At 72.0% G+C, this 11,742-nt stretch carries 5 protein-coding genes; all 5 read left to right on the plus strand.

The genetic code is table 11. The features are described from left to right. The first annotated feature begins 154 nt into the window (after window positions 1-154). From ACF062_RS20660 to ccrA (ACF062_RS20680), 5 genes are read left to right on the plus strand one after another with little or no spacing between them, the layout of a single operon-like run. The gene (locus tag ACF062_RS20660; RefSeq protein ID WP_392140055.1) at window positions 155-6,616 is read left to right on the plus strand and encodes an amino acid adenylation domain-containing protein; all 6,462 of its coding nucleotides are present in this window, start codon (window positions 155-157) and stop codon (window positions 6,614-6,616) included. Continuing rightward, window positions 6,613-7,347 (plus strand): thioesterase II family protein, encoded by a 735-nt coding sequence (locus ACF062_RS20665; RefSeq protein WP_392140057.1) that lies wholly within the window; start codon window positions 6,613-6,615, stop codon window positions 7,345-7,347. Before ACF062_RS20660 ends, ACF062_RS20665 begins: the two co-directional genes overlap by 4 nt. Then, window positions 7,338-9,002 (plus strand): acyl-CoA dehydrogenase family protein, encoded by a 1,665-nt coding sequence (locus tag ACF062_RS20670; protein WP_392140059.1) that lies wholly within the window; start codon window positions 7,338-7,340, stop codon window positions 9,000-9,002. The genes ACF062_RS20665 and ACF062_RS20670 overlap by 10 nt, the downstream gene beginning before the upstream one ends. Before the next feature lie 41 nt (window positions 9,003-9,043). Beyond that, on the plus strand, window positions 9,044-10,381 hold the full coding sequence (gene ccrA / locus ACF062_RS20675) for a crotonyl-CoA carboxylase/reductase (protein WP_356570365.1): 1,338 nt from the start codon (window positions 9,044-9,046) through the stop codon (window positions 10,379-10,381). Then, complete coding sequence (gene ccrA, locus ACF062_RS20680; protein WP_392140061.1) at window positions 10,381-11,739, plus strand: crotonyl-CoA carboxylase/reductase; 1,359 nt, start codon at window positions 10,381-10,383, stop codon at window positions 11,737-11,739. The genes ccrA (ACF062_RS20675) and ccrA (ACF062_RS20680) overlap by 1 nt, the downstream gene beginning before the upstream one ends. Window positions 11,740-11,742: the final 3 nt, after the last annotated feature.

An 11,742-nucleotide genomic window follows, 5' to 3' on the forward strand; every position in this document is an offset into this window, starting at 1 on the left:
CTTGACCTCCGAAAGAGTCAACGGGTAATTTGAAAAAGCCGGTTCGGTCGCCCTTGGCTCAGTTCGGGAATTTTGTGGACCACGGCCTTCAGCTCTGATCGCAGAGCGTTCTCACCTTTTCCAGTCGAGTACTGGTAATCCGATGGAGATTTCTGTGCAACCCAGTGAAGTGCGCCCTGACGCGCTCCGTACCGTGCGGGAGTGCCTGCTGGAGGTATGGCGAGACGTGCTCGGGGTCGACAGGGTCGACGAGCGTGACAGCTTCTTCGACCTGGGTGGGGATTCACTTCTCGCGACCCGCATTTGCGGGCGCATGCGGGAACTCGCCGGTATTTCGGTGGCGGCGCGCGAGATATTCCTGCACCCTACGTTCGGTGAATTCGTCGAAGCGGTGGAGTCAGGAAAGCGCGCCGTCGAGGAAAGCGATGACGAGCAGGTGCGGGAAAGCGGCGACGCCCATGTCCTTTCCGCAAACGAGGAACAGATGTGGTTCCTGCACCGGCTGACCCCTGAGGACCCCGTCTACAACGGCTACCGGACCATACGGATCCAGGGCCCCCTCGACCTCGACGCGCTGGAGGCGGCGCTCACCGACGTCCACGCCCGGCACGACATCCTGCGCACCACCTACCTCGACCGGGGTGGCCGCCCGACGCCCGTCGTCCACGACGCGAGCGCGGTCCGCGTCCGCCGCGTCGACCTGTCCGGCCTGCCGGCGACAGAGCGGGAACGCGCACTCGACCGCCGCGTGCGGCAGGAGGCGGCCCGCCCGTTCACGCTCGCCGAACTCCCGCTGGAGCGCTGGAGCGCCTACACGCTCGCCCCCGAGGAACACGTGCTCGCGGTCGTCGCCCACCACATCATCCACGACAGCCTGTCGTTCTCCGTGGTCGTCCGCGAGACCGAGGAGCTGTACAACGCCCGCGTGGAGAACCGGCCCGCGCGCCTGGCCCCTCCACCGCTCCAGTACCGCGACTACGCCCGCGCCCAGCAGCGGCGAGCCCTCTCCCCGCAGGCGCGCGCCGAACTCGACTACTGGCAGCGGCAGTTGTCCGGAACACCGGGCATCCTCAACCTGCCCACCGACCGGCCCCGCCCTCCGGTGCACAGCACCCGCGGCGGCCGAGTGATCCGGGACCTGTCACCGGAACTCCTCGACCAGTGCGCCCGCCTGGGACGTGACGCGTCGGTCTCCACCTTCATGGTGCTGTACGCCGCCCTCGCCGCGACCCTGCACCGCTACAGCGGCGACACCGACATCTGCGTCGGCACGCCCATGGCGAACCGCTCGGGCCGTGGCGAGGAGGGCCTGGTCGGCATGGTGATGAACACCGTGGCGCTGCGGGCGACGCTCGACGCCGACACCCCCTTCGCCACGCTGCTGCGCCAGGCCAGGGAGTGCGTCCTGGACGCCGCCGCGCACCAGGGATGCCCGCTGCCGACCGTCGTCGACGCGCTCGACGTGCCTCGTACCCCGGCCCACCCGCCGCTGTTCCAAAGCATGATCACCGTGCACGACCACGCCGAGCAGAGCGCCCGGTTCGGCACGGCGGTGGCCACCGTCGCGGAGCCCTACAACGGCACGGCGAAGACCGACCTGAGCCTGATCCTCGTACCGCCCGCCAGGGACGGGGCGCGGACCGCCACCGCATCCCTCATCTGGGAGTACAACGCCGACCTGTTCGAGGCGGGCACCGTCGACGGCATCGCCACGTCCTTCGTGGAACTGCTCACCCACGCGCTCCAGGCCCCGGACACGCCGGTCGGCGCGCTGCGCCTGGCCGACGACGCGCACGTCGCCGAGTTGTTGCGCGCCCTCGACGGCGGCGCCTCGCGCGACGCCGCCCCGGTGCACCGGCGCGTCATGGACCAGGCCCGCCGTACGCCTGACCGGGTCGCCCTCGTGGACCGCGCCCGTCGCCTCACCTATGGCGAACTCGCGGAAGCGGCCGCCGGGTTGGCTCGGGTCCTGCGTGACCACGGGGCCGGTCGCGGGGCGGTGGTCGCGGTCTGCCTGCCCACCGGCATCGACCTCGTCGTCGCCGAACTCGCGGTCCTGCTGGCCGGCTCCGCGTTCCTCCCCATCGACCCGGAGCACCCCGCGGCCAGGGCGAGCGCGATGGCCGCGGACGCCGGAGCCATCGCGGTGATCACCACCGAGGAACCACGCGGCCGCTTCGACGGGTTGCCGTGTGTGTCACCCGACGCCACGACGGCCGCTGCCGGTACGGCGGAGGGGCCGGACACCGGCGCCGACGACCTCGCGTACATCATGTACACCTCGGGCTCGACCGGCCTGCCCAAGGGCGTGCGCGTGCCGCACCGGGCGCTCGGCAACCTCGTGTCCTGGTACGTGGACACCTACGGCCTCACCCCCGACGACCGCGCGAGCTGCGTCTTCTCACCGGGCTTCGACGCCACCCAGCTGGAGATCTGGCCGACCCTCGTGGCCGGCGCCGCCCTGCACTTCCCGGACCGCGCCACACTGCTGCTCCCGGCCGACTACCAACGGTGGCTCGCCGAGCACGAGATGACGCTCACCACGCTCCCGGTCGCCCTGGCCACCCCGCTGCTCGGCCTCTCGTGGAGCGGTGACACCACGCTACGGCTGATGGTCACCGGCGGCGAGCGCCTGACCGTACGCCCGCGGCCGGACCTTCCCTTCCGGCTCCTCAACGTCTACGGCCCGACCGAGACCACCGTGCTCGCCACCATCGGCACGGTGGCCCCGCAGGGCACGGCCCACGGTGCCCCGGCCATCGGACGCCCCGCCGCGGGAGTCCGCGTCCAGCTGCTCGACGCCGCGCTGCGCCCGGTGCCCGTCGGCTGTGTGGCGGAGCTGTACATCGGCGGCGCGGGTGTGGCCGACGGCTACCTCGGCCTGCCCGAGGCGACCGAGGAACGCTTCCTGCCCGACCCGTTCACGGACAGACCCGGTGCGCGCATGTACCGCACGGGCGACCTGGCCCGCCTCCGCCCCGACGGGGAGATCGAGTTCATCGGCCGCGTGGACGAACAGGTGAAACTGCGTGGCCACCGCATCGAGCCCGGCGAGATCGCGGCCGCCCTGCGCCGTCACGAGCAGATCCGCGACGCCCACGTGCTGGTGCGCCAGGCGGCGTCGGGACCCCAGCTCGTCGCCTACGTGGTCCACGACACGACGGACGCGGTGGTTCCAGTGACGCCCCGGGAACTGCGCGCGTACGTCGCCGAGAGCCTGCCCGCCTACATGGTGCCGAGCTCCGTCGTCCCGCTGGCCGAACTGCCCCTCACCCTCAACGGCAAGGTCGACGTCCGCGGGCTGCCCGCACCGGACGCCGCCGCCGAGCGCCGCGCGCCCCGGGGCCCACGGCCCGGGCCCGAAGCCGCGGCGCCCGACACGCGGGCACTCACCCGGGACATCGCCGCCATCTGGTGCGACGTGCTCGGCCTGGCGCACGTCGACCCGCACGACACCTTCTTCGACCTGGGCGGCCACTCGCTGCTGCTCACCCAGGTGCACCACCGCCTGGCGGCCGACCTCGGCATCGACGTACCGCTGATGACGCTCTTCGAGTTCACCACGGTCGCCTCGCTCGCCGCGCACCTGGGCGCACCCCCGCCCGCGCCGCGGGAGCGGCAGCCCGACCCGGAGCGGACCCGGGCCACGGCCGACGAACCCATCGCGGTCGTCGGCATGGCGGGCCGCTTCCCCGGCGCCCCCGACATCGCCACGTTCTGGCGGAACCTGCGCGACGGCGTCGAGTCCATCACGCAGCTCGGGCCGGTGGAGGAAGGCGGCGAAGGCCTCACCGCCTTCGGCCTGCTGGAGGGCGCCGCCGAGTTCGACGCCGCGTTCTTCGGCTACTCCCCGCGGGAGGCCCTCCTGATCGACCCGCAGCAGCGCGTCTTCCTGGAGGTGGCGCACACCGCCCTGGAGGACGCCGGACACGTGCCGAGCCCGGACGGGCCCAGCGTCGGTGTCTTCGCGGGCGGCAGCATGACCACGTACTACTCCGTGCTGCAGTCGCAGCGGGACCGGCTGCCCTTCGCCGACGACTGGGAGTTCCGGCTGGCCGCGGGCGCCGATCACCTCACCACCCGTGCCGCCCACAAGCTGGGCCTGTCGGGGCCCGCGGTCACCGTGGCGACTGCCTGCTCCACCTCGCTGACCGCCATTCACCTGGCGGCGCAGGCCCTGAAGAACGGGGACTGCGACGTGGCCCTGGCCGGGGGAGCGGGCATCCGGCTGCCGCTGCTGCCCGTCCGGTACACCGAAGGCGGCCCGTTCGCCCGGGAGGGGCACGTGCGGTCGTTCGACGCCGACGCGTCCGGCATCGTGGGCGGCAGCGCCGCCGCCGTCGTCGTACTCAAGCGGCTCTCCGACGCCGTCGCCGCCGGCGACCACATCCACGCCGTGCTGCGCGGCTCCGCCGTCAACAACGACGCGGGCGCGAAGGTCGGCTTCACCGCACCGAGCATCGAGGGCCAGGCCAAGGTCATCCGGGCCGCCCACACGGCCGCCGGCGTCGACCCCTCGTCGATCGGCTACGTGGAGACCCACGGCACCGGCACCCCGCTCGGCGACCCCATCGAAGTCGCCGCCCTCAACCGGGCGTTCGGCACCGGCCGGACCCAGAGCCCCTGCTACATCGGCTCGGTCAAGACGAACATCGGACACACCGACGCGGCCGCCGGCGTGGTCGGCTTCATCAAGGCCGTCCTCACCGTGGAACACGGAGAGATCGCGCCCAGCCTGAACTACGAACGCCCCAACCCCCAGATCGACTTCGCCGACGGCCCCTTCGAGGTCAACACCCGGCTGCGCCCCTGGCACCGTGCCGAAGGACCGCGCCGCGCCGCTGTCACCGCTCTCGGCATCGGCGGCACGAACGCGCATGCCGTCCTTGAGCAACCGCCCGCCCGCGGCGCCGCGCCGAGTGCCCGTACACCACAGCTGATCCCGCTGTCCGCCAAGACCGAACGGGACCTCGACGAACTCACCCGAGCCACCGCCCACCGGCTCGCCGAAACCCCGGACGCACGCCTCGACGACATCGCGCTCACTTTGCAGCAGGGCCGCAGGGAGCACCCGTACCGTCGCTTCCTCGTGGCTGAGGACACCCTCGACGCGGCACGCACCCTGGCGGACACCACCGCGCGACGCCTGGTGACCTCGACCGGCACACCCGCCGAGCGTCCGGTCGCGTTCATGTTCCCCGGCCAGGGCGGCCAGCACGTCGGCATGGCCCGCGACCTGTACCGGCAGCAGCCCGCGTTCAGGCACCACCTGGACGAGGCGTGCGACGCCGCTCTCGACGGCCTCGGGCTCGACCTGCGCGCTCTGCTCTTTCCCCGTGAGGACGACACGCGGGCGCTCGCCGAGGCACGGCGCCGGATCAACACCATCACGGTCGCCCAGCCGGTCGTGTTCGCGGTCGAGTACGCCCTGGCCTGCCTGTGGCGGCACTGGGGGATCGAACCCTCCGCCGTGGTCGGACACAGCCTCGGCGCCTACGCCGCCGCCTGCGTGGCGGGGGTCTTCCCGCTCGCCGACGGCATACGGCTGGTCGCGAGGCGCGGCCAGTTGCTCCAGACCGTGGAGGCGGGCGCGATGCTCGCCGTCAAGCGGCCCGAGGAGGAGGTGACGCCGCTGCTGCCCGACTCGGTGACCGTCGGCGCGGTCAACGGCCCCGGCCAGGTGACCGTCTCCGGGCCGGAGGCCGACATCGACCTGCTGGCCACCCAACTGGCCGACAAGCAGATCGACTTCCGCAAGCTGCGGATCTCCGGTGCCGGGCACTCCCCGCTCGTCGAACCGATCCTGGAGGAGTTCCACCGGACCGTCGCCTCCGTCGAGCTGCGCGACCCCGAGATACCGTTCGTCTCGGACACGACCGGCACCTGGGTGCGGCCGGGAGAGCTGACCGACCCCGCCTACTGGACCGCACACATGCGCCGGGCCGTCCGCTTCGGCGACGCCCTGTCCACGCTTCTCGCCGAGCCGGACCGGATCCTGGTCGAGACCGGCCCCGGCATGACCCTCACCACGCTGACCCGCCAGCACCCCGACCTCACGCGGCGGCACCTCGTCACCCAGTCCCAGCCGCACCCCACCGACCCCACGTCGAGCCATGCCGTCGCTCTCGACGCCCTCGGCAGGCTCTGGCTGACGGGCGCCCGCGTCGACTGGAGCGCGGTCCAGGCGCGGCGTCCCGGACGCCGCAGGGCCAAGCTGCCCGGGCACCCGCTGCACCGGCAGCACTACCTGGTCGAACCGGTGCGGGAAGCCGGCCGCGGAGCGGGACTGCCGATGCCGCCCGAGTGGATGGGGCGCGGCGGTGCCACGGAAGCCGGCCCCGCGTCCCCGAGGACGGCCGCCGCCTCGTCACCGACCGAGCGGGACATCACGGGCGTCTTCCGGGACCTCCTGGGAGTCGACGAAGCCGACCCCACCGACAACCTGTTCGACCTCGGTGGTGACTCCATCGTCGCGGCCAGGCTCGCCGCCTGGCTCCGGGACACGTATGCCGTCCCGCTGGAGACCAAGGAGATCTTCACCAACGCGACCGTGGCCGCCCTGGCCGCGTTGGTCGACGAGCGCACGACGACAGCACCACAGGAGAACCCCCGATGAACCTCACCACCTCACCCTGGCTGGTGCGCCGCCGCAAAAGGCCCGAAGCGCCACTGCGCCTGTACTGCTTCCCGCACAGCGGCGGCTCGCCCGGTGAATACGTGCGCTGGTCCGACGCGCTGGACGACGTGGAGGTCTGGGGCATCCAGGCACCCGGCCGCGGGTCCCGCGTCACCGAGCAACCGGCCACCTCCATCGAGGAGTTCGTCGACGGACTCCTGGACACCACCGAGTTCACGGCCCCGTTCGTCTTCTTCGGGCACAGCCTCGGCGGACTCACCGCGTTCGAGACGGCCCGCGCCCTGCGCGCCGCGGGCAGGCCGATGCCCGAGCACCTCGTCCTGTCGGCCTACCCCGCACCCCACCTCGACCACCCGCGCACCCCGCTGCACACCCTCGGGGACGACGCACTCCTCGACGCCGTCGACCGGCGCTACGGAGGACTGCCCGCGGCCCTGCGGGACGACCCCGAACTGGTACGCCTGGTACTGCCCGCCTACCGCGCCGACTTCACGATCTTCGAGACGTACCGGCACGAGACCCAGCGGCCCCTCGACGTCCCGATCACCGTGCTCGGCGGGAGCGACGACATCGCCACGCCCCTGCTGCCCGAGTGGCGAAGGCACACCACCGCACGGTTCGAGCTGCGGCTCCTGCCCGGTGGCCACTTCTACCTCCGTGACCGGCCGGAGGAGTTCATGCACGAACTACGGAGAACGATATGCCCCTGAACATCCTGCGGGACATGATCCACGGCACGCTTCCCTGGGACCGGCTGTGCGCCCTGCCCGAGGCGTCCGACGCGGACCGGCGCTCGGCCGACCAGGCGGTGGCCGCACTCCAGGAGATCCTCGACGAGCACGTGGACCCGCGCGCCGTCGACGCGGGCCGCCCCCTGGACGACGCCCTGGTGCGCGCCCTCGCGGACGCCGGATTCCTGGCCATGCTCCTGCCGCGCGAGGACGGCGGCCTCGGCCTGTCCGAGCACGGCGCGTTCCGGGTCTACGAGACGGCCGCCGCCCACAGCCCGGCGGTGAGCATGATGCTGGCGGGCCACAACTCGATGGGCCCCAGCACCTATCTGCCCACGCTGCCCGATGGCCCCCTGCGGGACCTGCTGGCCCGGCACCTCGCCGAGGGCTCGCTGTCCGCCATCGCCAGCACGGAGCCGGAGGGCGCCGCCAACACCGGCCGCACCGCGGTCGCCCGCCGCAGCGCGGACGGCACCGGCCATCTGCTGAGCGGCGACAAGGTGTTCATCACCAACGGCTCACGGGCCCGGCTGCTCGCCGTCACCGCCACCATCGAGGAGAGCGGGCAGGTCGGCCTGTTCTTCGTGGAGGCGCCCGCGCCCGGCTTCGAGGTGGTCGCCGAGCACGAGTTCATGGGGCTGCACGGCGCGCCCACCGCCCACATCCGGATGACCGACGTCTTCGTGCCGGACGGCCACATGGTCTCGGCGCACGAACAGTGGCGCACCGCCTCGCCCTTCGCCGAACTGCACACGCTCGCCCGCGTCTACCTGATCAGCGCACCGTCCATGGCCCTCGCCCGGCGCAGCCTCGCCTGGGCCCGCGACTGGGTCGCCACGCGCCGCGTCGACGGCAAGGAACTCGGTTCCTACGAAGCCGTGCGGTGCATGATCGCCGCATCGGCCGCCGATGTGTACGCGATGGACAGCGCGGTGCGCTGGGCGCTCGCCCGGCAGGGCACCGAGGCCCCGCTGTGGGAACGTGACGCGCTGAAGAACATCACGTCGATGGGGGCCTGGCGGGTCACCGACCGCACGGTCTCCCTGCTCGGCGCGCAAGGCTACGAGAGCGCCCGCGGCAAGGCGGCCCGCGGGGTGCCGGACCTGCCCGCCGAACAGGCCCAGCGCGACGTGCGCGGCCTGCGCGTCGGCGGCGGCGTCGACTTCAACCTCGACCGGGTCCTGGCGGCCCGGCTGCTCGCCACGTACTACCGGGGCGAGCAGCCGGACGCGACCGGGCCCGTCACGCCCGGCGCCACGGCCCTGTCAGCCGCCAACCAGGGCCACCTCGCGCAGGTCGAGCGGGACGTGCGCCGCCTCGCCGACGCCTGCCGTGCCCTCACCGCCTCGCTGCCGCCCGCCGAGCTCCTCGCCCGCCAAGAGACGCTGATCACCGTCAACCGGATCGTCACCGAGCTGTTCAGCCAGGCGGTCGTGCTGGCCCGCACCGCGCACACCGCATCGGCCGACGCGGCGGCACCGCTGGCCCAGGACCTCGCCGACGTCCACTGCGACGCCTCCCAGGGGCGCCTGGCAGGGCTGTGGGACCGGCTCGCACGCGACGTACCGGCCGCTTATCCGCGCCTGGCGCAGGCCTGGATGGACGGCGAGAGCGCCGGCCTGCTCCACATCTGACGCGCCCCCTCTCCCTACACACGAAGGACGACAGGAACACCATGACGACCCTCACCGAGACGGTGCAGGCCGCGGGCACGGGCGACGACCTGGAGCGGTGCCCGCTCCCCGACACCTACCGCGCCGCGCACATCCGCGCGCAGGACACCGAGATGTTCACCGGCGTGCAGGACAAGGACGTCCGCAAGTCGCTGCACGTCGGTTCGGTGCCGATGCCCGAGATCGCCCCGGACGAGGTGCTGATCGCGGTCATGGCCAGCGCCATCAACTACAACACCGTCTGGTCGGCCATGTTCGAGCCGCTGCCGACCTTCGGTTTCCTCAAGCACCTCGCCGCACAGGGCGGGTGGCACGCCCGGCACGACCAGCCGCACCACGTCCTCGGCTCCGACGCGTCCGGCGTCGTCGTACGCGTCGGCTCCGCCGTGCAGCACTGGAAGCCCGGCGACCACGTGGTCGTGGCCACCGCCCACATCAACGACCAGGAACCGGCCAGCCACGCCGACGGCATGATGGGCGAGGACCAGCGCGCCTGGGGCTTCGAGACCAACTTCGGCGGGCTCGCCGACTACGCGGTGGCCCGCGCCAGCCAACTCCTGCCCAAGCCCGCCCACTTGTCGTGGGAGGAGGCGGCCTGCAACCCGCTGTGCGCGGGCACCGCCTACCGCATGCTCGTCAGTGACCGCGGCGCCCGCATGAAGCAGGGCGACACCGTGCTGATCTGGGGCGCGAGCGGCGGCCTCGGCAGCTACGCCCTGCAGTTCGTACGCAACGGAGGCGGCACCGCCATCGGTGTCGTCAGCTCCCCGGAGAAGGCGGCGACCGTCCGCGAGCTGGGCTGCGACGTCGTCATCGACCGCACCGAGATCGAGCAGGGCGATCCGGGCAGCCTCCAGCGGCCCGACGGCTGGAAGCGCCTGGGCAAGGCCATCCGCAAGGCCGTGGGCGAGGACCCTCACATCGTCTTCGAACACGTCGGCAAGGCCACCTTCGCGGCATCCGTGTTCCTCGCCCGGCGCGGCGGCACCGTGGTCACCTGCGGGTCGAGCACCGGCTACCAGCACCAGTTCGACAACCGCTACCTGTGGATGAAGCTCAAGCGCATCATCGGCAGCCACGGCGCCAACCTCCAGGAACAGTGGGAGACCAACCGCCTCATCTCCAACGGCCGCATCGTGCCGGCCCTTTCGGCCGTGTACAGCCTCGACGACGCCGCCGAGGCGGCACGCAGCGTCCAGACCAACCAGCACATCGGCAAGGTCGGCGTGCTCTGCCTGGCTCCCGGGCCCGGCCTCGGCATCACGGACCCGGCGGCCCGTGAACGCATCGGCACCGACCGCATCGAGCTGTTCCGCAACGCCGCCGGAGGTGGCCGCTGATGCACGCGATCCGCGAGGCGATCCTCGCGACCGGGGAGACGGGCCCGCTGACCCCCCGCGAAGCGGCACACCTTCCGCTGCCGGAGTCGTACCGCGCCGCGGTGCTGCGCCGCGAAGACACCGAGATGTTCGCGGGGATGCCCAGCGCGGAGAAGGACCCGCGCAAGTCCGTGCACATCCAGGACGTACCGGTGCCCGAACTCGGCCCCGGTGAGGCCCTGGTGGCCGTCATGGCGTCCTCGGTGAACTACAACACCGTATGGTCGTCGATCTTCGAGCCGCTGCCGACGTTCGCGTTCTTGGAGCGCTATGGCCGGCTCAGCGAGCTGAGCAGGCGCCATGACCTGCCGTACCACATCATCGGCTCGGACCTGGCGGGCGTCGTGCTGCGCACCGGCGCCGGTGTGAACTCCTGGAAGCCCGGTGACGAGGTCGTCGCGCACTGTCTGAGCGTGGAGCTGGAGTCCTCGGACGGCCACAACGACACGATGCTCGACCCCGAGCAGCGCATCTGGGGTTTCGAGACCAACTTCGGCGGTCTGGCGGAGATCGCGCTCGTCAAGTCCAACCAGCTGATGCCGAAGCCCGACCACCTGAGCTGGGAGGAGGCCGCCTCGCCGGGCCTGGTGAACTCCACCGCCTACCGCCAGCTCGTCTCCCGCAACGGCGCCGGCATGAAGCAGGGCGACAACGTCCTGATCTGGGGCGCCAGCGGCGGACTCGGGTCGTACGCCACGCAGTTCGCGCTGGCGGGCGGCGCCAACCCCATCTGCGTGGTCTCCAGCCCCCAAAAGGCGGAGATCTGCGGCGCGATGGGCGCCGAGGCGATCATCGACCGCAACGCCGAGGGCTACAAGTTCTGGAAGGACGAGCGCACCCAGGACCCCAAGGAGTGGAAGCGCTTCGGCAAGCGCATCCGTGAGCTGACCGGCGGCGAGGACATCGACATCGTCTTCGAGCACCCCGGCCGCGAGACCTTCGGCGCGAGCGTGTACGTCACCCGCAAGGGCGGCACCATCACCACCTGCGCATCGACCTCGGGCTACATGCACGAGTACGACAACCGCTACCTGTGGATGTCCCTGAAGCGGATCATCGGCTCCCACTTCGCCAACTACCGCGAGGCGTGGGAGGCCAACCGCCTCATCGCCAAGGGCAAGATCCACCCGACGCTCTCGAAGGTGTACTCGCTTGAGGACACCGGCCAGGCCGCCTACGACGTCCACCGCAACCTCCACCAGGGCAAGGTCGGCGTCCTCGCCCTCGCCCCCCAGGAGGGCCTCGGCGTCCGCGACCCGGAGAAGCGGGCCCGGCACATCGACGCCATCAACCGCTTCCGTATCGGAGGGGACCAGTGAACT

It is taken from the genome of Streptomyces sp. NPDC015345, assembly GCF_043078805.1.
Classification (GTDB): domain Bacteria; phylum Actinomycetota; class Actinomycetes; order Streptomycetales; family Streptomycetaceae; genus Streptomyces.